General features: G+C 73.0%; 15 protein-coding genes and 1 tRNA gene. 4 read left to right on the forward strand and 12 right to left on the reverse strand.

All coding sequences use genetic code 11. The features are described from left to right. Nucleotides 1–54 precede the first annotated feature (54 nt). The 7 genes from rho to ACFUK0_RS25285 form a co-directional block, all read right to left on the reverse strand. A complete protein-coding gene (gene rho / locus ACFUK0_RS25255; protein ID WP_380253954.1) occupies nucleotides 55–2,208 on the reverse strand; it encodes a transcription termination factor Rho in 2,154 nt (717 codons plus the stop codon). Nucleotides 2,209–2,775: 567 nt separating this feature from the next. Further along, nucleotides 2,776–3,693 carry a homoserine kinase gene (thrB, locus tag ACFUK0_RS25260; RefSeq protein WP_380253956.1) on the reverse strand — a complete coding sequence of 306 codons (918 nt, stop codon included), beginning with the start codon at nucleotides 3,691–3,693 and terminating at the stop codon, nucleotides 2,776–2,778. Nucleotides 3,694–4,162: 469 nt separating this feature from the next. After that, nucleotides 4,163–5,251: a threonine synthase gene (gene thrC / locus ACFUK0_RS25265; protein ID WP_380253958.1), complete on the reverse strand. Its 1,089-nt coding sequence runs from the start codon at nucleotides 5,249–5,251 to the stop codon at nucleotides 4,163–4,165. Between the two features lie 8 nt (nucleotides 5,252–5,259). Beyond that, on the reverse strand, nucleotides 5,260–6,552 hold the full coding sequence (locus ACFUK0_RS25270) for a homoserine dehydrogenase (RefSeq protein WP_380253960.1): 1,293 nt from the start codon (nucleotides 6,550–6,552) through the stop codon (nucleotides 5,260–5,262). Nucleotides 6,553–6,683: 131 nt separating this feature from the next. Beyond that, entirely contained in the window at nucleotides 6,684–8,075 is a 1,392-nt protein-coding gene (gene lysA / locus ACFUK0_RS25275) for a diaminopimelate decarboxylase (RefSeq protein ID WP_380253962.1), read from the reverse strand. Between the two features lie 123 nt (nucleotides 8,076–8,198). Then, on the reverse strand, nucleotides 8,199–9,860 hold the full coding sequence (gene argS / locus ACFUK0_RS25280) for an arginine--tRNA ligase (protein WP_380253964.1): 1,662 nt from the start codon (nucleotides 9,858–9,860) through the stop codon (nucleotides 8,199–8,201). 141 nt (nucleotides 9,861–10,001) lie between these two features. Next, a complete protein-coding gene (locus ACFUK0_RS25285) occupies nucleotides 10,002–10,451 on the reverse strand; it encodes a response regulator (protein ID WP_380253966.1) in 450 nt (149 codons plus the stop codon). A 192-nt stretch (nucleotides 10,452–10,643) separates the two neighbouring features. Here ACFUK0_RS25285 and ACFUK0_RS25290 point away from each other — a divergent pair. Next, nucleotides 10,644–10,715: transfer RNA gene (locus ACFUK0_RS25290), tRNA-Arg, on the forward strand. Nucleotides 10,716–10,843: 128 nt separating this feature from the next. Here ACFUK0_RS25290 and ACFUK0_RS25295 read toward each other — a convergent pair. The 4 genes from ACFUK0_RS25295 to ACFUK0_RS25310 all read right to left on the reverse strand — a co-directional run bounded on the left by ACFUK0_RS25295 (nucleotide 10,844) and on the right by ACFUK0_RS25310 (nucleotide 16,004). Beyond that, nucleotides 10,844–11,254 carry a PPOX class F420-dependent oxidoreductase gene (locus ACFUK0_RS25295; RefSeq protein ID WP_380253968.1) on the reverse strand — a complete coding sequence of 137 codons (411 nt, stop codon included), beginning with the start codon at nucleotides 11,252–11,254 and terminating at the stop codon, nucleotides 10,844–10,846. 49 nt (nucleotides 11,255–11,303) lie between these two features. Beyond that, nucleotides 11,304–12,266 (reverse strand): trypsin-like serine peptidase, encoded by a 963-nt coding sequence (locus ACFUK0_RS25300; RefSeq protein ID WP_380253970.1) that lies wholly within the window; start codon nucleotides 12,264–12,266, stop codon nucleotides 11,304–11,306. Between the two features lie 239 nt (nucleotides 12,267–12,505). Beyond that, nucleotides 12,506–14,002, reverse strand: coding sequence for an MFS transporter (locus ACFUK0_RS25305; RefSeq protein WP_380254010.1), 1,497 nt, complete (start codon nucleotides 14,000–14,002; stop codon nucleotides 12,506–12,508). Nucleotides 14,003–14,291: 289 nt separating this feature from the next. Further along, nucleotides 14,292–16,004, reverse strand: coding sequence for a DUF885 domain-containing protein (locus ACFUK0_RS25310; protein ID WP_380253972.1), 1,713 nt, complete (start codon nucleotides 16,002–16,004; stop codon nucleotides 14,292–14,294). A 200-nt stretch (nucleotides 16,005–16,204) separates the two neighbouring features. Here ACFUK0_RS25310 and ACFUK0_RS25315 point away from each other — a divergent pair, with 200 nt between their 5' ends. Then, nucleotides 16,205–16,978: a TetR/AcrR family transcriptional regulator gene (locus ACFUK0_RS25315; protein ID WP_380253974.1), complete on the forward strand. Its 774-nt coding sequence runs from the start codon at nucleotides 16,205–16,207 to the stop codon at nucleotides 16,976–16,978. Nucleotides 16,979–17,076: 98 nt separating this feature from the next. Here the strand turns inward: ACFUK0_RS25315 and ACFUK0_RS25320 are convergent, their stop codons facing one another. Then, complete coding sequence (locus ACFUK0_RS25320) at nucleotides 17,077–17,928, reverse strand: fumarylacetoacetate hydrolase family protein (RefSeq protein WP_380253975.1); 852 nt, start codon at nucleotides 17,926–17,928, stop codon at nucleotides 17,077–17,079. Nucleotides 17,929–18,235: 307 nt separating this feature from the next. On the opposite strand from ACFUK0_RS25320, the gene ACFUK0_RS25325 reads away from it, so the two are divergent. Both ACFUK0_RS25325 and ACFUK0_RS25330 read left to right on the forward strand, forming a co-directional pair. After that, a complete protein-coding gene (locus ACFUK0_RS25325) occupies nucleotides 18,236–19,192 on the forward strand; it encodes an STM4015 family protein (RefSeq protein WP_380253977.1) in 957 nt (318 codons plus the stop codon). Beyond that, nucleotides 19,189–20,322 (forward strand): STM4014 family protein, encoded by a 1,134-nt coding sequence (locus tag ACFUK0_RS25330; protein WP_380253979.1) that lies wholly within the window; start codon nucleotides 19,189–19,191, stop codon nucleotides 20,320–20,322. Before ACFUK0_RS25325 ends, ACFUK0_RS25330 begins: the two co-directional genes overlap by 4 nt. Nucleotides 20,323–20,357: the final 35 nt, after the last annotated feature.

Genomic DNA, 20,357 nt, shown 5'->3' on the forward strand with positions numbered 1-20,357 from the left:
GCCCCGGACCGCGGGTGCGGTCCGGGGCTTCCGGGTACGGCTGCCGATGCTCTGTCAGTCGCCGGACCCGGGGGTCGTCTTGGCGATCTGCATCAGGAACTCGGCGTTGCTCTTGGTCTTCTTCATCTTGTCCAGCAGCAGCTCGATCGCCTGCTGCGAGTCGAGCGCGTGCAGCACCCGGCGGAGCTTCCAGGTGATGGCCAACTCCTCGCTGCCCAGCAGGATCTCCTCCTTGCGGGTGCTGGAGGCGTCGACGTCGACGGCCGGGAAGATGCGCTTGTCCGAGAGCTTGCGGTCGAGCTTGAGCTCCATGTTGCCGGTGCCCTTGAACTCCTCGAAGACGACCTCGTCGGCCCGCGAGCCGGTCTCCACCAGCGCGGTGGCGAGGATGGTCAGCGAGCCGCCGTTCTCGATGTTGCGCGCGGCGCCGAAGAACTTCTTCGGCGGGTAGAGCGCGGTCGAGTCGACACCACCGGACAGGATGCGGCCGGAGGCCGGCGCCGCCAGGTTGTAGGCACGGCCCAGACGGGTGATCGAGTCGAGCAGGATCACCACGTCGTGGCCCAGCTCCACCAGGCGCTTGGCACGCTCGATGGCCAGCTCGGCGACCACGGTGTGGTCCTCGGCCGGGCGGTCGAAGGTCGAGGAGATGACCTCGCCCTTCACCGACCGCTGCATGTCGGTGACCTCTTCCGGACGCTCGTCGACCAGGACGACCATCAGGTGGCACTCGGGGTTGTTGGTGGTGATCGCGTTGGCGATCGCCTGCATGATCATCGTCTTGCCGGTCTTCGGCGGGGCGACGATCAGGCCGCGCTGGCCCTTGCCGATCGGGGCGACCAGGTCGATGATCCGGGTCGTCAGCACGCCCGGGTCGGTCTCCAGGCGCAGCCGCTCCTGCGGGTACAGCGGGGTCAGCTTGCCGAACTCGGGACGGCCGCGGCCGCTCTCCGGGTCCATGCCGTTGACGGAGTCCAGCCGCACCATGGCGTTGAACTTCTCGCGGCGCTCGCCGTCCTTGGGCTGGCGCACGGCGCCGGTGATGGCGTCACCCTTGCGCAGGCCGTTCTTGCGGACCTGGGCGAGCGACACGTACACGTCGTTGCTGCCCGGCAGGTAGCCGGACGTCCGCACGAACGCGTAGTTGTCGAGGATGTCCAGGATGCCCGCGACGGGGATCAGCACGTCGTCGTCGTTGACCTGCACGTCGGGCTGGCCGACGTCGAAGCCGTCACGGCGGGTGCCGCGGCCCCGGCGGTCGCGGTAGCGGCCACGGCGGCCGCGGCGGCCGTCGCCGAACTCGTCGTCGTCGTAGCCGCCCTGCTGGGCCTGCGGCTGGCTCTGCTGGCTCTGCCGGCTCGGCTGCACGTCGCTCTGGGCGGCGGCGGGCTGCTGGCCGGACTGCGGCTGGCTCTGGCCGCCCTGGCTGCTCTGCCCGCCCTGGCGCTCGGCCCGGTCGCGGCGGTTGCGGCGGTCGCGGCGCGACTCGCGGCTGTCGGCGTCCTGCCCGGCCTGCGCCTCGGCGCCCTCCTGGCGGTCAGCGCCCTCGCGGCGGTCACGGCGGTCGCGGCGGTCACGGCGGCTCTCGCTGCGACCGTCCTCGCCGCGGCTCTCGAAGGCGCGGCTCTCGCCCTGGCGGGCGTCGGCCTGCTTGGCCTCCGCCTGCTTCGCCTCGGTGGCCACGGACGCGGCGGCGGCCTCGTCGGCGGTCGGGGCGCCGGCGGCCGAGGTGGCGCGGCGGCGGGTGCGCTCGGCGCGGGCCGGCGCGGAGGCGGTCTCGGCGGCGGCCTGGACCGGGATGTCGATCTGGGCCTGCGCCTCGGCGGCGGGGGCCTCGGCCTGCGCGGCGCGGGTGCGGCGGGCCGGCTTCTCGACCGGGGCGGCGACGGCGTCGGCGGCCGGGGCGGGTGCCTCGGCGGGCGCGGCCTTGACGGCGCGCTTGGCGGCCGGAGCGGCCGGGGCGGCGCCGGCGAGCAGCGGGTCACCGCCGCTCTTGTCCTTGATGGCCTCGATCAACTGGCTCTTGCGCAGACGCCCGGTGCCGCTGATACCCAGCGTCGAGGCGAGCTTCTGGAGCTCGGCCAGGACGAGGCCGTCCAGTCCGGCGGCGGCGGCGCGACGGCGTCGTGCCGGGGCCGCGGGGGCGGCGGCTGCGTCCGGCGCCTCGGCGTCCGGGCGCGCGCCCATCAGATCGGTGGTGTCGCTCACTAAGGGTCCTTCCCTGGAGCGGACGTCGGCCTGTCTGGCTCGGCGACCGGTTGTGCTGTCCTGACCGACGCTCGTCTGCGTCGGCCCGAGGCTGTGGTCCCCCGAATGAAGGTGCCAGTCGGGAGGAGGGTGCGATGTGCGGTGCGTGAAGCACGGGTGGTGCTCATTCGGCGCGGTGGGCCGGTCTCTACCGACCGTGCTGCCTGCGAATCCCGGGCCCCCGTTGTGAGACGGCCGCCCGTGCTCCGCCCTGCCGGGCCTCAGGTAGGAGGCCGCGGGTGGGAGTCAGGTGCCGTCACGGCTTCGGGATGCGGCCTCAATCGCGCAGGCAGGCTGCGTACGCGCTGTGGTGGGCTCCCGGAGAATCGTCGTCCCGTGCATCGCCCTGATTTCACGGAAGCGAAATGCTGGGATAGGGACGCGGCGCACCGAGCCCCGGAGGGCACCTGGTGCAGCAATGAGGTTAACACTACCGACCCCCTCAGACATTCCCCAGCCTTGCGCTTGCCAATCGTGTCCGTACGTCCGGTCCGGCCGGCTCGCCCGCACGCCGGGCGGACCGGCGGTTCAGACGTCGAGCGGGAGCACGGACGCTCCGGTGCGGTCGAGTTCGAGGCGGTGCGCGGCGAAGCCGGGGCCGGCGAAGCCGAGCAGCTTCTCGGCGCTGTCCTCGGTGCCGAGCGCGAGCACCGTCGGGCCGGCGCCGGAGATCACCGCGGGGATGCCCTCGGCGCGGAGCGCTCCCACCAGCCCGGCGCTCTCGGGCATCGCGGACGCCCGGTAGTCCTGGTGCAGGCGGTCCTCGGTGGCGGCGAGCAGCAGCCCGGGCTGCCGGGTGAGCGCCTCGACCAGCAGGGCGGCCCGGCCGGCGTTGGCGGCGGCGTCGGAGAGCGGGACGGTCTTCGGCAGCAGGCCGCGGGCCGTCTCGGTGAGCACCTCGGTGGACGGGATGAAGACGACCGGCACGACCTGCGCGGAGGGCTCCAGCGTCACGGCCTTAGCGGAGTCCTCGTCCGTCCAGGCGATGGTGAAGCCGCCGCGCAGACAGGCGGCGACGTTGTCCGGGTGGCCCTCCAGCTCGGAGGCGAGGGCGAGCAGCGCCTCGTCGTCCAGGGCGGACGGGCCGCCGATGGTGACGGCGCGGGCGGCGACGATGCCGGCGCAGATGGCGGCGGACGAGGAGCCGAGGCCGCGGCCGTGCGGTATCCGGTTCGCGCAGACCACTTCGAGGCCGCGCGGCTGGCCGCCGAGGCGCTCGAAGGCGGCGCGCATCGAGCGGACGACCAGGTGGCGCTCGTCGCGGGCGAGGGTTTCGGCGCCCTCGCCGGCGATGTCGACGGAGAGCCCGGAGTCGGCGACGCGGACGACCACGTCGTCGTACAGGCCGAGGGCGAGTCCGAAGGCGTCGAAGCCGGGGCCCAGGTTGGCACTGGTCGCGGGGACCCGGACCCGGACGGCGGCGGCACGGAACGCAGGACCGGCCATGGGCTGGACCCTCCTGGGGAACTAGGCGCTGTCGCGCGATGGGGGCGTCCCCGGGCGGGGCCCGGGGGAGCGCTGGTGCGAGCTGACGGTGGGGGTGGGCGCTGGCAGGCAGCCCGGCCTGGCGCGGGCGGCGGTCGATCGGGGCGGGGTCTGCGCGACAGGGCCCCGGCGGGGCGGGCGGTCACAGTCGATGCCGCGGCCCTGGGGACGGGTCGGGCCCGGGGCATGTGCCACACGGCCGAACCCAGAGTATCGAAGAGAAGTTCCAGAGCGGTACACCCCACCGCCGATCGGTCCGGTGTGTTGCCGGTTCTGGCCGGAATGCGCGCCGTAACGGCAGGGAGAAGAGCTGGGAAATTGACACAAAAGTGTCATCCGAAGACGCCGGTGGGCCAACCCCCGAAAGAGTTGGCCCACCGGCGCTTTCAGGCCGCCGCAGAGGCGGGCGGCGGCGGCCCGCCGTCGCGGGTCAGTCCAGCAGGCCGAGCCGGCGTGCGGCGGCCTCGGCCTCGATCGGGACGACGGGGGGCTGCGGCGCACCGGCCACCGCCCAGTCCGGGTCCTTCAGGCCGTTGCCGGTGACGGTGCAGACGATCCGCTGGCCCGGGTCGACCAGACCGGCCTCCGCCTTGGCCAGCAGGCCGGCCACGCTGGCCGCCGAGGCGGGCTCGACGAACACGCCCTCCTGTGCGGCCAACAGGCGGTAGGCGGACAGGATCTGACGGTCCGTCACCTTGTCGATGAGGCCGCCCGAGTCGTCCCGCGCGGCGATCGCGTAGTCCCAGGAGGCCGGGTTGCCGATCCGGATCGCGGTCGCGATGGTCTGCGGCTTGAGCACCGGGTGACCGTCCACGATCGGGGCCGAACCGGAGGCCTGGAAGCCCCACATGCGCGGCAGCCGCGAGGAGAGGCCGTCCGCGGCGTACTCGCGGTAGCCCTTCCAGTACGCGGTGATGTTGCCCGCGTTGCCGACCGGCAGGACGTGGATGTCCGGGGCGTCGCCCAGCATGTCCACGATCTCGAAGGCCGCGGTCTTCTGGCCCTCGATGCGCACCGGGTTCACCGAGTTGACCAGCGCCACCGGGTACTTCTCGGACAGTTCACGCGCAAGAGTGAGGCAGTCGTCGAAGTTCCCGTCCACCTGAAGGATCTTCGCGCCGTGCACCAGCGCCTGGCCCATCTTGCCGAGCGCGATCTTGCCCTGCGGCACCAGCACCGCCGACACCATCCCGGCCCGCACCGCGTACGCGGCGGCCGAGGCCGAGGTGTTGCCGGTGGAGGCGCAGATGACGGCCTGCGCGCCGTCCTCCTTCGCCTTGGAGATCGCCATCGTCATACCGCGGTCCTTGAAGGACCCGGTCGGGTTGGCACCCTCGACCTTGAGGTACACCTCGCAGCCCGTGCGCTCGGAGAGCACCTGCGCGGGGACGAGCGGCGTGCCGCCCTCCAGCAGGGTGACCACCGGAGTGGAGGCGCTCACCGGCAGCCGGTCGCGGTACTCCTCGATGAGGCCGCGCCACTGGTGGGTGTGCGCAGCTCTGTCGATCACTGCGTTCATGGTGCTTCCTACTCCCCTTCAACCCGCATGATGCTGGCCACGCCCCGCACGCTGTCGAGTGCGCGGAGCTTGTCTACCGTCGCCGAGAGCGCGGCGTCGGTGGCGCGGTGGGTGACCACGACGAGCGAGGCGTCGCCGTCGCGTCCCTGCTGGCGCACGGTGTCGATGGAGACGCCGTGCTCGGCGAAGGTGGACGCCACCTGGGCGAGCACCCCCGCACGGTCGTCCACGTCCAGGCTGACGTGGTAGCGGGTGACGACCTCGTCCATCGGCTTGGCGGGCAGCCGGGTGTACACGGAGTCGCCGGGGCCGGTCGAGCCGGCGACCTTGTTGCGGCAGACCGCCACCAGGTCGCCGAGCACCGCGGAGGCGGTCGGCGCGCCACCGGCACCGGGCCCGTAGAACATCAGCCGGCCGGCCGCCTCGGCCTCGACGAACACCGCGTTGTACGCCTCGCGGACGGAGGCCAGCGGGTGCGTCAGCGGGATCATCGCCGGGTGCACGCGGGCGGTGACGGACGTGCCGTCGGCCGAGCGCTCGCAGATCGCCAGCAGCTTGACCACGCAGCCCATCTGCTTGGCGGAGGCGATGTCGGCGGCGGTCACCTCGGTCAGGCCCTCGCGGTACACGTCCGCGGCGGTGACCTTGGTGTGGAAGGCGATGCCCGCCAGGATCGCGGCCTTGGCGGCCGCGTCGAAGCCCTCGACGTCGGCCGTCGGGTCCGCCTCGGCGTAGCCGAGCGCGGTGGCCTCCTCCAGCGCCTCCGAGTAGCCGGCGCCGGTGGAGTCCATCTTGTCGAGGATGAAGTTGGTGGTGCCGTTGACGATGCCGAGCACCCGGTTGACCCGGTCGCCGGCGAGGGACTCGCGCAGCGGGCGGATCAGCGGGATGGCGCCGGCCACCGCGGCCTCGTAGTACAGGTCGACACCGGCGTCCGCAGCCGCCTGGTGCAGCTCCGTGCCGTCCTGGGCGAGCAGCGCCTTGTTGGCACTGACCACCGAGGCACCCTGTTTGAAGGCCGACAGGATCAGGTGTTTGGACGGCTCGATACCGCCCACCACCTCGATCACCACGTCGATGTCACCCCGGTTGACCAGGGCCTCGGCGTCGGTGGTGAGCAGATGCTCGGGCACCCCCGGCCGGGCCCGGCCGGCCCGGCGGACGGCGATGCCGGCGAGCTCGACCGGCGCGCCGATGCGCGCGGCGAGGTCGGCGGCGTCTGTCGTCATGATGCGCGCCACCTCGGAGCCCACCACACCACAGCCCAGCAACGCCACCTTCAGCGGCCGCGTACGCATCATCCGACTCCGCTCTGCATTCTTCGTGTGTTCCGGCGCCCGATCGGGTCGGGCGCAGGACTTCGGTCTGTACCAGTCTCCGGGACTTTCCGTACGGATCTACGGTCGTTCCATGATCTGAGACAAGGATTTCGTCATCCGATATCGAGACGCAGGAGATCCTCCTCCGTCTCGCGCCGGACGATCACCCGCGCGGCGCCGTCCCGGACCGCCACCACCGGCGGCTTCAGGGCGTGGTTGTAGTTGCTCGCCATCGAGCGGCAGTACGCGCCGGTGGCCGGGACCGCGAGCAGGTCGCCGGGCTCCAGGTCGGCCGGCAGGAACGCGTCCCGGACCACGATGTCGCCCGACTCGCAGTGCTTGCCGACCACCCGGACCAGCATCGGCTCCGCGTCGCTCGTGCGCGACACCAGCGCGACCGAGTACTCGGCGTCGTACAGCGCGGTGCGGATGTTGTCCGACATGCCGCCGTCCACCGACACGTACGTCCGCAGGCCCTCCAGCGGCTTGATCGTGCCCACCTCGTACAGCGTGAACGCCGTCGGGCCGACGATCGCCCGGCCCGGCTCGACGCTCAGGCGCGGGGCCCGCAGATCGGCGGCGGCGCACTCGCGGCGGACGATCTCGGCCAGCGCGGCCGCGATCTCGGCCGGCTCCCGCGGGTCGTCCTCGCTGGTGTAGGCGATGCCCAGGCCGCCGCCGAGGTCGATCTCCGGCAGCTCGACGCCGTGGGTGTCCCGCACCTCGGACAGCAGCCCGACCACCCGGCGGGCCGCCACCTCGAAGCCCGCCATGTCGAAGATCTGCGAGCCGATGTGCGAGTGGATCCCGCGCAGCTCCAGGCTCGGCTGGGCGAGCACCTGGCGGACTGCCTCGGCCGCCGCGCCGCCGCTCAGCGACAGGCCGAACTTCTGGTCCTCGTGGGCGGTCGCGATGAACTCGTGGGTGTGCGCCTCGACGCCCACCGTCACCCGGATCAGCACCGGCTGGCGCACGCCCTGGCCCGCCGCGATGGCCGCCAGCCGGGCGATCTCCGCGTACGAGTCGACCACGATGTGCCCGACACCGAGCTTGACGGCCTGCTCCAGCTCGTCCGTCGACTTGTTGTTGCCGTGCAGCGCGATCCGCTCAGCGGGCATCCCGCCGGCCAGCGCGACGGCCAGCTCCCCCGGGCTGCACACGTCGAGGTTCAGGCCCTCCTCGTGCAGCCAGCGGACGATGGCCTTCGAGAGGAACGCCTTGCCCGCGTAGTACACGTCCGCGCCCTCGCCGAAGGCGTCCCGCCAGGCCCGCGCGCGGGCCCGGAAGTCGTCCTCGTCCAGGACGTAGGCGGGGGTGCCGAACTCGGCCGCCAGCGCCTTCACGTCGAGCCCGCCCACGGTCGCCACGCCGGCGGCGTCCCGCGCGACCGTCCGCGACCAGACCTTCGGGTCCAGGGCGTTCAGGTCGCTCGGCGGGGCCTGGTAGTGCCCCTCGGGCATCACGTCGCCGTGGCGCGGGCCTGCGGGGTGTGCGGAGCGGCTCATGTCCTCTTCCTCTGACGTACTTCCGGGCGGTTCGGGCAGTTCTGCGGAAACTCGGCCGGCTCTATGGAAAGGGGCGGCGACGGCCCGGATGGACCGTCACCGCCCCGACGCGCGTGGGGGCGGTTACATCCGCTCGGGGGCTGTGACGCCGAGCAGGCCGAGGCCGTTGGCGACGACCGTCTGCGCGGCCTCCACCAGCCAGAGCCGGGCACGGTTCGTGTCCGTCATCTCCTCGTCGCCCTTGGGCAGGAACTGGCAGTTGTCGTACAGCCGGTGGTAGACGCCCGCCAGGTCCTCCAGGTAGCGCGCGACGTGGTGCGGCTCACGCGTCTGGCCGGCCTTGGCCAGGATGCGCGGGAACTCGCCCAGCGCACCGAGCATGTCGCTCTCCCACTGGGTGGCGAGCAGCTCCGGTTTGAAGTCCTCGGCCGCACCCTTATCGACGCCCAGCTCCCCGGCCTTGCGCGCCACACCGCACATCCGGGTGTGCGCGTACTGGACGTAGTAGACCGGGTTCTCGTTCGACTGCCTGGTCAGCACGTTGATGTCGAGCGTGATCGTCGAGTCGGTGGAGGAGCGCGCCAGGGTGTACCGGGCCGCGTCCACGCCGATCCAGTCGACCACGTCGTCGATGGTGATGATGTTGCCGGCCCGCTTCGACATGCGGACCTCCTCACCGTCACGCAGCATCTTGACGAACTGGCCGATCTTGACCTCGATGTTGCGGTCCATGTCGTCGCCCGCACAGGCCGCGATGGCCTTGAGCCGGTTGACGTAGCCGTGGTGGTCCGCACCCAGCATGTAGACCGAGACCTCGGCGCCGCGGTCCCGCTTGCTGAGGTAGTACGCGGCGTCGGCGGCGAAGTAGGTCGTCTCGCCGTCGGCCTTGATCAGGACGCGGTCCTTGTCGTCACCGAAGTCGGTGGTGCGCAGCCAGATCGCGCCGTCCTGGTCGAAGACGTGGCCCTGCTCGCGCAGCCGCTCGATCGCCTTCTCCACCGCACCGGAGTCGTGCAGCGACTTCTCCGAGAACCAGGTGTCGAAGTGCGTGCCGAACTCGGCCATCGACCGCTGGATCTCGGCGACCATCAGCTTGAGGCCCTCGACCCGGAAGGTCTCCAGCTGCTGCTCGACCGGCAGGTCGAGCACCCCGGGGATGCCCTCCACCAGCGCCTTGGCGATGTCGGCGATGTACTCGCCGACGTAGCCGTCCTCGGGCGCGGGCCGGCCGTTCGCGGCGGCCTGCAGCGAGGCGGCGAACTTGGTGATCTGCACACCGGCGTCGTTCAGGTAGTACTCGGTGGTGACGTCGGCGCCGGTGGCCTTGAGCACCCGGGCCAGCGAGTCGCCGACGGCCGCCCAGCGGACGCCGCCGATGTGGATCGGGCCGGTCGGGTTGGCCGACACGAACTCCAGGTTGATCTTCAGGCCCTTGAGCGCGTCGTTGCGGCCGTACGCGGCGCCCGCCTCGACGATCGTCCGGGCCAGGTCGCCCTGGGTGGCGGCGTCGAAGGTGATGTTCAGGAAGCCCGGGCCGGCGATGTCGACCTTGGCGACCCCGGGCAGCTCTCGCAGGCGGGCGGCGACCAGTTCGGCGACGGCTCGCGGCGGCATGCCGGCCGGCTTCGCGAGCTGGAGGGCCACATTGGTGGCGTAGTCGCCGTGGTCCCTGTTCTTGGGCCGCTCGACGGTCACGTGCTCGGGCACGGTGACGGTCAGCTCGCCCGCCTCGATGGCGGTACGCACTGCGGCCTGGACTGCCTGGGAAAGCTCTGCGGGTGTCACGACGCCAAGCGTAGGCGAGACGGGGTGTCCGCCCGCCACCCGTTTACCCGTTGAGACGGCGGACGGCGTGCCGCCCCCCGCGCCCCACCGGCACCCGACCGGCACGCCGTTGACGTTTCGCGCCACCGGCAGCCGTCGCCGTCAACTCCGATCTGTTCGCTGAGAGCGGAATTCCCCGGGCTCCCCGATGCGACCCGCCCCGTCCCCGAGACCGAAGGTGAACCCGGCCGCCCGGGCACCGCCCGCACGCAACCCCATCAGGCGGTGCACCAGGGCCACCAGATCCGCCGGATCGAACGGCTTGCCCAGGTAGCCGTCCACCCCGACCGACTCCCCCCGGTCCAGATCCGACGGCGTGCAGGCGCTCACGATCGCGATCGGCAGCCGGCTCGTCCGCGGCGCCGCCCGCAGCCGGGCCGCCGTGCGCAGCCCGTCCAGCCTCGGCATCATCACGTCGAGGGTCACCACGTCCGGATTCACCGAGCGGACCACCTCAAGGCATTCGGCACCGTCAGCGGCAGTCACCACCTCGAAGCCCTCAAGCTCCAGGTTGACTCTGATCAGCTGGCGGATCACCTCGCTGTCGTCCACCACGAGGACCCGCCCGGACACTCCAGACACCTCACCGAGGGTAGCCGGGCGCCCACCACCCCGTCCGGGCTTTCCGCACTTCCGTCCCCCGGCCCCGACCCGCCCGACGCACCCCCGGCAAACCCGTGCACGGACAGAGCCGGCAGCCTGGTAATGTTCTCCACGTCGCAGCAAGCTCGCGACACACTGCAGGCCCCCGTAGCTCAGGGGATAGAGCACCGCCCTCCGGAGGCGGGTGCGTAGGTTCGAATCCTACCGGGGGCACTTCGCAAGAAGTGCTGAAGAGGCCCAGCCCAGCGGGTGGTTACCGCGAAGCTGGGCCTTCGTCATTCCCGGACGCCCTGCCGGTCTGACGCCCGCTCACCCCGCCGCCGGGCCCGGCACGAGCGCGTTCAGCCGGCGGCGCTGCCGAGGACGCGTACCGGGGTGATGCGGATGACGACGCGGACGTGCTCCGGCGGGAGGTCCAGGTACTCCTGGCCGGCGCCGGGGCCCTCGTACTGTTCGGCGAGGGTGACGGCGAGGCTGCGGCCGAGGTCCTCGGTGACGGTGGCGGTGCCGCGTACCTCGGCGTACTGGAGCGGGTCCTCGCGGTCGAAGACGGTGAGGCTGACCCGGGGGTCGCGGCGGATGTTCTTCTCCTTGCGGCGGCCGGCGGCGCTGGAGACGAGCAGGTCGTCGCCGTCGCGGCCGGCCCAGACCACGGAGGTCTGCGGGGCGCCGTCCGGGTTGAGGGTGGCGAGGACGGCGGAGTTGGGGGCGTCGAGAAGCTTGCGCACGGCGTCGTTGAGAGCGTTCGTCATGGCGCGACCCTAGGGCGCGGGCCGCGCGGCGGTCGAGCGGCCGGACGGGTCAGGACGCCTGGGCGACGGCGGTCGCGTAGAGGCTCGCGACGGTGTGGTCGAAGTAGGCGCTGTAGGAGGTGTCGGGGGTGTCGCCGCCCTCCTGGTAGCCGCCGATCAGGCCGATGACGGCGCCGGTGGCCGTGCTGATCCAGGGGCCGCCGCTGGTGCCGCCGGTGTAGGCGGGGCAGTCGATGGCGCGCTGGTAGGTGTCCTGGCGGGTGGTGGCGTTGACGCAGGTGATCGGGGTTTCGCCGGAGTTGGGGTAGCCGGTCAGCCGGACCTGGGAGGTGAACGCCTCGCCGGTGCCGAGCGGGTTGGCGCCGACGACGTCCTCGATCTCGCGGCCGTCGGCGGCGGTGGCGACCTCCAGGACGGCGAAGTCCTCGTCCTGGTCCTTGCTCCTGTCCCAGCCGGTGGTGGTGTGGACCCGGGTGACCTTCCAACTCCCGTACGGGGCGGTGCCGTCGCGGTAGCCCGGGGCGAAGGTGATGTCCCCGGAGCTGCTCAGGCAGTGGGCGGCGGTGAGCAGCAGGTTCCTGGTCGGACTGTGCACGACGCTGGCCGTGCAGAAGTGCTTGCCGGACTTCACGGCGCCGTCGAACAGCGCTCCGACCTTCGCCGAGGCGGCGTCGGCGGGGGCGTCCGAGGTCGCGCCGAGTTGCGCGGCCGCGGCGGCCTTGGTCGCCGCGGGCGTGGGCGTGGTCGTGGGCGTGGTCGCGGTGGCCGTGGGGTCGGCGGTCGCGGCGGGGGCCGGCGAATCGGCGGGTGCGGGGGTGTCGGAGCCGGGCGAGGCGGTGGCGGTGAGGACCGCGTCCGCCGAGCCGGTGCCGGTGCCGGGCGCGGCGGCCCCGGAGGTCAGGACGTGGGTGCCGGTGAGGACGGCGGCCACGGCCAGGGCGGTGCAGGCGGTCAGCAGGGCCGGGCGGAGGATGCGGCGGCGGCGTGCCTCTCGGCGGCGGTGGTGGCCCATCCGGTGCTCGGCTCCTGCCCTTGGTGGGTGCATTGACCGTCCCGACTATGGGGGGCGGAGCTGGGAGGGCCGTGATGCCCGGCTGAGAGCCTGCTGAGAATCCGCCGCCGGGCCGGACGGGCCGGCAACGGTGCTGGTCGGGCCCCTGCGGGGCGACGGGCGGGCGTGGCCGGGGCGGTGCGGCCGGTGTGCACACCGGCGCTCGCACCACCCCTGCGCGCCGCCGCCCGTCGCGGGCGTCAGGACTCCGATCTCAGCGAGTCGGAGCTCCGGTTCGCACTCCGGGTGGAGAGGGCGTCCGCCCCCTGGGCGGCGGCGTCGGTGCCGTCCGCCGCGGCCTCCCCGGGTGCCTCCGGGTGGCCTTCGGCCTCCCCCGGTGCGGGCCGGTGGTTGATCATCAGGAACGCGATCAGGGCCGCGAGCAGCAGGATCACCATCGCCACCGTCGTCGCGACGGCGTACCCGTGCACCGCCCCCTGCGCCTGGACGAGCGGGTCGGCAGCGGCCCGGGAGGCGATGTACGTCGCCGTGACACTGGCCGCGATGGTGTTCAGCAGCGCCGTGCCGAAGGAGCCGCCGACCTGCTGGGCGGAGTTGATGGTCGCCGCCGCCGCGCCCGTCTCCCGCGGCGCGACGCCGAGGGTGGCCAGGCTCATCGAGGGCATGAACACCATGCCCATGCCGAAGCCGAGCAGCAGTTCGCCCGGCAGCACGGTGGCCGCGAAGGAACTGGTCACCGTGATCTGGGTCAGCACGGCCAGGCCGCCGGCGGCCAGCAGCAGGCCGGTGGCGATCAGGTTGCGCGACGGCACCCTGGTCATCAGCCGCGCGGCGATGCCGGTCGAGCTGATCACGATCGCCCCGGTCATCGGCAGGAACGCGACACCGGTCAGCACCGGCGAGTACCCCTTGATGATCTGCAGGTAGTAGGTCAGGAACAGGAAGACGCCGAACATCCCGATCATGGCCAGGCCCACCGACAGGGCCCCGCCGCCACGGTTGCGCTCGGCGATGATGTGCAGCGGCAGCAGCGCGTGCGGGGTGCGCTTCTCGACCAGCACGAAGAGCAGCAGCATCAGGACGCCCAGGCACAGTGAGCCGAGCACGAGCCAGTCGCCCCAGCCCCGGTTCACGGCCTCGGAGGTGCCGTAGACGATGGCCAGCAGGCCGCCGCAGCCCAGGAAGGCGCCCGGCAGGTCCAGCTTCACCCGGCGGCCCTTGGCGATGTGGTCGGCCTTGAGGAGGTAGAACGCGGCGATCGCGGTGACGATGGCGATCGGCGTGTTGACGAACAGGCACCAGCGCCAGTTCAGGTACTCGGTCAGCAGGCCGCCGGAGATCAGGCCGATCGCGGCACCGCCGCCGGCGATGGCACCGAAGATGCCGAACGCCGTGCTGCGTTCCCGGGGATCGGAGAACGTGGTGGAGAGCAGGCCCAGTGCGGACGGCGCGAGCAGGGCACCGAAGGCGCCCTGGAGGGCGCGGGCCGCGAAGAGCATGGTCGGGCCCTGGGCGCCGCCGCCGAGCGCGGAGGCCGCGGCGAAGCCGAGCAGGCCGATCACGAAGACCCGTTTACGGCCGAAGAGGTCGCCGAGCCGGCCGCCGAGCAGCAGCAGGCCGCCGAAGGCCAGGGTGTAGGCGGTGATCACCCACTGGCGGTCGGCATCGCTGATGCCGAGGTCTGTCTGGGCCGACGGGAGCGCGATGTTCACGATGGTGATGTCGAGCACGATCATCAGCTGGGCGACGGCTATGACCGCCAGGGCCCACCAGCGGCGGGAGTCCGCCGTTCGACCGTCGGGGGGAGGTAGCGAAGACACTGGGAGAGCCTTCCGGAGGGTTCGGAGAGGGCACGCAGTCGCCTTCCAGCCAAACTCTCGGGCGGGCGATTGGCAAGGAAAATTGGGGTCAAATGAGATCAATTGGGACTTTGGCCCCAAACCTCTCATTCCCTGGTCCTCGGCCCCGGGTGGGCGGGGGCCCTGCCCTGCCCCCGCCCACCCGGGTCCACCCGGTCCGCCGGTGCTACAGCGCGGCCAGCTCCGCGACCAGGTCGTCCAGGCCGAGCGAGCCCTGGGAGAGCGCCGCCATGTGCCAGGCCTTGAGGTCGAAGACCTCGCCGCGCGCCTCGTGCGCCGCCTTCGCCGCCGCCCGCCCGCGCAGCCAGGCGCGCTCACCGAGCTTGTAGCCGATCGCCTGCCCCGGCATCCCGAGGTAGCGGACGAGTTCGCTGTCCAGGAAGTCCGCGGACAGGCCGCAGTACTGCCCGAAGAACTCGCGGGCGTCGTCCGGCAGGACGGGCTCGCCGGGCTTGAACGGGGAGTCGGCGGGGAAGTCCAGGCCGACGTGCATGCCGATGTCGACGATGACCCGCAGCGCCCGCATCATCTGGGCGTTGAGGTAGCCGAGCCGGTGGCCGGGGTCGGTCAGGTAGCCGAGTTCGTCCATCAGGCGCTCGGCGTACAGCGCCCAGCCCTCCATCCCGGCGCTCACGCCGCCGAGGCTGACCTGGTAGGTCGACAGCTGGTCGGCGACGTAGTTCCACTGCGCGAGCTGGAGGTGGTGGCCGGGGACGCCCTCGTGGTACCAGGTGGAGACGAGGTCCCAGACCGGGAAGCTGTCCCGGCCGAGGACCGGCAGCCAGGTACGGCCGGGGCGGGTGAAGTCCAGCGAAGGGGCGGTGTAGTACGGCGCCGCCGCGCTGCCGGCCGGGGCCAGCCTGGACTCGACCCGGGTGACGGGCTCGGCCAGGTCGAAGTGGGTGCCCTGGAGGTCCCCGATCGCCTGGTCCATCAGCCCCTGGAGGTACTCGCGGGCCGCCTCCTCGCCCTTGATGGCGGGGCCGTCGCTCTCCAGCCACTGCATCGCCTGCATCGGGGTCGAGCCGGGCCGTACCTTCTCCGCCTCGGCCCGCATCTGGGCGTCGAGGTCGTGGAACTCGCGCCAGGCCCAGTCGTACGCCTCGTCGAGGTCGAGCTCGGAGCCCGTCCAGTAGCGGACCCAGCGGGCGTAGCGCTCCCGGCCGGCCGTGTCCGGGGCGTCGGCGACGGCCGGACCGTACACGTCGTGCAGCCAGTCGCGCAGGTCCGCGAGCGCGGCGGCGGCGGCGACGGCGATCTCGGTGAGACCGGTGCGCAGGTCCTCGGGGGCGCCCTGGACGAACTCGCCGAACCAGCCGCCCGGGGTCCGCGGGTCGAGCCACTCGTCGAACTGGCCGAGCACGGTGGCGACCTGGCGCGGCCCGGAGAGCAGGCCGCGGGCGATCCCCTCCTGCAGGGTGGTGCGGTACTCGGCGAGCGCCTGCGGCAGCCGGGCGAGCCGGCGGCCGATCAGCTGCCAGTCCTGCTCGGTGCCGGTGGGCATCAGCGTGAAGACCTCGCGCACGTTGTGCACGGGGGAGCCCAGATTGCGGACCGCCCGCAGGCCCTCGCCCGCGTCGTGGACGGCGAGTTCGGCGGTGAGGCGTTCGCGCAGCAGCCGGGCGCAGCGGCGTTCGGCGTCGTCGGCCGAGGCGCCGGCGGCCTCGGCCTCGTCGAGTTCGGCCAGTGTGCGGCGGCCGAGTTCGGCGATCGTCCGGTCGCCTGCGGGTGACAGGTCCGGGAGTCTGTCGTCGTCGGGATTGATGCCGAGGTAGACCGCGGTCAGCGGGTCGAGTTCGGCGAGGGCTCGGACATAGGCGTCCGCGATGCGACGGGGGGTGTTGCCGCCTTCGTGGGAGTTGATCAGCTCTTCAACCATCTGGACATCTTTTCGCAGCGGGCCCCGAATGCAAGCCTCTTGAGGCAGACATGACCGCACGACGGCCGACGGTCCGTCGGGCAGTGCCACGCCCGGCACCGCCGCCCGCCGCCCGGGCCGGCCCGGTGCCACCCGGGGGCGCCGGGATGCGGGCCGACGAACAGGGTCGGATCACCTGGTCCGCCACTACGCTGGCCGCCATGGAAGCCAGCTCAGCGCCCGACCCGTCCGCGCCCGAGGCCCGTCCGCGCCGCACCGGTTACCGGCGCCTGCCGGTGCAGCAGCGCCGCGAACAGCTGATCGCCGTCGCCCTGGAGCTGTTCGCCTCCCGGCCCCCCGAGGAGGTCGGCCTCGACGACGTGGCCGCGGCCGCCGGTGCCTCGCGTCCGCTGGTCTACCGCTACTTCGCCGGCGGGAAGCAGCAGTTGTACGAGGCCGCGCTGCGCAGTGCGGCCGAGGAGCTGACCAGCCGGTTCCGGGTGCCGAAGGAGGGCACGCCGACCCGGCAGCTGGCCGCGGTGCTGGACAACTACTTCGCCTTCGTCGCGGAGCACGACGCCGGGTACGGGGCGCTGCTGCGCGGCGGTTCGGTGGTGGAGACGGCGCGGACCTCGGCGATCGTCGACGAGGTGCGGCGCACCGCGCTGCGCCGCACGCTGCGGCACCTGGGCGTGCGGCAGGCGGGGCCGCGGCTGACCCTGTTCGTCCGGTCGTGGATCTCGGTCGTCGAGGGGTCGTCGCTGACCTGGCTGGACGAGGGCCGGCAGATCCCGCCGGCCGACCTGCGGGACTGGCTGGTGGACGAGTTCGTCGCGATGAGCGTGGCGACGGCGCTGCACGATCCGCAGACGGCGCAGGTGCTGGCCGGACTGCTCGCGCTGGAGGAGCCGGACGGGCCGGCCGCGGCGCTCGCCGAGCGGCTGCGGTCGCTGCTGGCGCCGCGCCGGCGGCGCCCTGAGACGGCCGGACCCTGAAGCGGCCGGGCCCTGAGGCAGCCGGGCCCTGAGGCGGCCGGGCCGGTCGCCCCGGCCCCCGTGCCCGGGGCCGGGGTGAGCGCGGTGCGCGGCGCGGATCAGGCCTTGCCGAGCACCTGGCGCTGGCGGCCGAGGCCGTCGATCTCGATCTCCACGACGTCGCCGGGCTGGAGGAACGGCTTGCCCGGGTGGCCCAGGGTGACGCCGGCCGGGGTGCCGGTGACGATCACGTCACCGGGCTCCAGCACCATGAAACGGCTCAGGTAGCGGACGATCTCCAGCACCGGGAAGATCATCTCGGCGGTGGAGCCGTTCTGCCGCTGCTCACCGTTGACCCAGAGCCGCAGCGGCAGCCGCTGCGGGTCCGCCACCTCGTCGGCGGTGACCAGCCAGGGCCCGAGCGGCGTGAAGGTCTCCGCCGACTTGCCCTTGTCCCACTGGCCGCCGCGCTCCAACTGGAAGGCCCGCTCGGTGACGTCGTTCGCCACCGTGTAGCCCGCCACGACGGCCGCCGCCTCCTGGTGCGTCTCCAGGTAGCGGGCGGTCCGGCCGATCACGACGGCGAGCTCCGCCTCGTAGTCGGTCTTCTCGCTGCCGCGCGGCACCAGCACCTCGTCGTAGGGGCCGACCACGGTGTTGCCCGGCTTGAGGAACACCACCGGCTCGGCGGGTATCCGGGCGCCCGCCTCGATCGCGTGGTCGCGGTAGTTCAGCCCGATGCCGACCACCTTGCCCGGGCGGGCCACCGGCGATCCCACCCGCTGCCCGGCGATGTCGGTCACCGGCAGCGCGCCGCCGGCCACCGCGGCGGCCAACCCGGCCGGGTCGAGCCCGGCGAGGAACGCGCCGTCGATGTCGGGCGTCCGGCCCGACAGGTCGTACGCGGTGCCGTCCGGGCCCAGTACGACCGGGCGTTCGGCGCCGGGGAGGCCGACACGGAGGAGCTTCATATGACCGTCACCACCTGGTTCGTCGCATGTCTCCGGGCAGGCCGCACAGCTCACCCGGTCTATGCATCCGAGGTATATCAACTCCCGTGGCCTGCGAACCAGGGAGGAGGGATCGGCGAATTCCTATCAATCGCCACCGGGCGCCGGGCAGCCGAATCAGCCGCCCGTACGGTTGACAACTCCGGACGGGCGGCGGCACGCGGGCGGGCGTGCGGGCGGGGCGCGGTTCGGACCCCGGCCGTTCGAACTCCTGTCGGGGGTGGCTGATAGACAAGGCCCTGCCCGTCACCGTCCGAGGAGAAGCGCCATGGCGATCACCAAGCACATCGAGGAATTCCACGGCCTGCCCGTGTTCAACGTGGCCGGCCCGCTCGCCGACGGCACGCCGCTGCCCGCCCCCGGCGACGTCGCCTGGCGCCTCGACATCGACTTCGACTCCGAGAGCCACTTCGAGGAGCAGTGGAACGCCTTCCTGGCAGCGGTGGACACCACTGAGGTCCGCGCACTGGTCGTCGGCTCCTGGTGGGGCGACGAACCCATGGAGCCGCTGACCGACGCGCTGGCCCTGATCGCGGGCGCGGCCTGGCGGCTGCCCGCCCTGCGGGCACTGTTCCTCGGCGAGGCCACGTACGAGGAGAACGAGATCTCCTGGATCCAGCCGGCCGACCTCACGCCGCTGCTGGCCGCCTACCCGCTGCTGACCGAACTGGTCGTCCGCGGCGCCTACTCGACGTACGGCGAAGTGGCGCCGCCGTACCTCACCCCCCTGCGGCACGAGCACCTGCGGGCCCTGCGGTTCGAGACCGGCGGCCTCTCCGCGACCGTCGTGCGGGCGATCGCCGGCTGCGAGCTGCCCGCGCTGGAGCGGCTCGAACTCTGGCTCGGCATCGCCGACTACGGCGCCGACACGACCCTCGACGACTTCGCGCCGCTGCTCGACGGCACCCGCCTCCCGGCGCTGCGCCACCTCGGGCTGGAGAACAGCGACCAGGCCGACGGCCTCGCCGCCGCGATCGCCGGCTCCCCGCTGGTCGCCCGGCTGTCGGCGGTGAGCCTGGCGCTCGGCACGCTGTCCGACGAGGGCGCGGCCGCGCTGCTCGACGGCGGGCCGCTCACCCACCTCGACTCGCTCGACCTGCACCACCACTACCTCGGCGAGGAGATGCAGCAGCGCCTGCGCGACACCCTGGGCGCGGCGGGCGTCGCACTGGACCTCTCGCAGGCCGAGGGCAAGGACTTCCCCTACGTCGCCAACAGCGAGTGACCGCACGGCCCTCGGCCCCCGCGCCCGGACGGCTGACCGTGCTCGGCATCCCCGGCCACCGGCGGGTGACCCTGTTCGCCGCCGCTGTCCGCGCCGCCGGGCTGCCCGAGCCCGCCGTGCTGCCCTGGCCGGCCGTGCTGCGCGGCACGTACCGGATCGAACCGGGCACCGTGCTGCGGGTCGACTCCCCCGGCGAGGACGAGGCGGTGGACACGCTGCTGCGCGGCGCCGCCCTCGGCGCCGGGTACGCGCCGACCAGGGTCGAGGGCACGGCCGCGTGGTACGCCGGGGTGACCGGCGCGCTCGACGGTGTGGCCCGGGCCGTCCGGCAGGCGCCCGGCGCCCGGCTGCTGGCCGACCCCGCGGAGACCGCCGTGATGTTCGACAAGCGCCGCACCCACCGGCTGCTGGCCGCCGCCGGGGTGCCCGTCCCGCCGGCGCTCGACCAGGCGGCCGGCCCCGTCACGGGCTGGGACGACCTCCGGGAGCGGCTGGCGGCGGCCGGGCTGCGCCGGGTCTTCGTCAAGCCCGCGCACGGCTCCTCGGCGTCCGGCGTGCTGGCCCTGGAGTTCGGCCCGCGCGGGCGGCTGCTGGCCACCACCTCGGCGGCCTGGCAGGACGGCGAGCTGCACAACTCCCTGCTGGTACGCCGCTACACGGACGAGCGGACGGTCGCGGCGATCGTGGACCGGCTCGCACCGGACGGCCTGCACGTGGAGCGGTGGATCCCCAAGTCCTCGCAGGGCGGCCGGTCCGCCGACCTGCGGGTGGTGGTGGTCGCCGGCCGGGCCACCCACGTCGTCGTGCGGACCAGCACCGGCCCGATGACCAACCTGCACCTGGGCGGCGCCCGGGGCGACCTCGGGCTGCTCCGCGCGGCGGCCGGTCCGTACTGGGCCGACCTGCTGGAGACGGCCGAACGCGCGGCCGCGTGCTTCCCCGGCTCCCCGATGGCCGGGGTCGACGTCCTGCCGTCGGCCGGGTGGCGGCGCTACCTCGTCGGCGAGGTCAACGCCTTCGGCGACCTGCTGCCGAACGCCACCGGCCTGCCCGGCGGCCCCGCCGAGGGCCTCGACACCTACGGCGCCCAGGTCGCCGCCCTGCTGAACCAGCCCGGAGCCACCCTGTGAACCTTCCCGCGCACGCCTCCGCGAGCAACGTGATC

Origin of the sequence: Kitasatospora sp. NPDC057223, assembly GCF_042669755.1 — a bacterium.
Taxonomy (GTDB): domain Bacteria; phylum Actinomycetota; class Actinomycetes; order Streptomycetales; family Streptomycetaceae; genus Kitasatospora.

Coding starts and splice junctions, on each gene's coding strand:
- ACFUK0_RS25310 (WP_380253972.1), bottom strand. CDS start 16,004: ATGGTTGAAGAGCTGATCAACTCCCACGAAGGCGGCAACACCCCCCGT.
- ACFUK0_RS25315 (WP_380253974.1), top strand. CDS start 16,205: ATGGAAGCCAGCTCAGCGCCCGACCCGTCCGCGCCCGAGGCCCGTCCG.
- thrB (WP_380253956.1), bottom strand. CDS start 3,693: ATGGCCGGTCCTGCGTTCCGTGCCGCCGCCGTCCGGGTCCGGGTCCCC.
- lysA (WP_380253962.1), bottom strand. CDS start 8,075: ATGAGCCGCTCCGCACACCCCGCAGGCCCGCGCCACGGCGACGTGATG.
- ACFUK0_RS25295 (WP_380253968.1), bottom strand. CDS start 11,254: ATGACGAACGCTCTCAACGACGCCGTGCGCAAGCTTCTCGACGCCCCC.
- ACFUK0_RS25270 (WP_380253960.1), bottom strand. CDS start 6,552: ATGATGCGTACGCGGCCGCTGAAGGTGGCGTTGCTGGGCTGTGGTGTG.
- ACFUK0_RS25300 (WP_380253970.1), bottom strand. CDS start 12,266: ATGGGCCACCACCGCCGCCGAGAGGCACGCCGCCGCCGCATCCTCCGC.
- ACFUK0_RS25325 (WP_380253977.1), top strand. CDS start 18,236: ATGGCGATCACCAAGCACATCGAGGAATTCCACGGCCTGCCCGTGTTC.
- ACFUK0_RS25305 (WP_380254010.1), bottom strand. CDS start 14,002: ATGATCGTGCTCGACATCACCATCGTGAACATCGCGCTCCCGTCGGCC.
- thrC (WP_380253958.1), bottom strand. CDS start 5,251: ATGAACGCAGTGATCGACAGAGCTGCGCACACCCACCAGTGGCGCGGC.
- ACFUK0_RS25320 (WP_380253975.1), bottom strand. CDS start 17,928: ATGAAGCTCCTCCGTGTCGGCCTCCCCGGCGCCGAACGCCCGGTCGTA.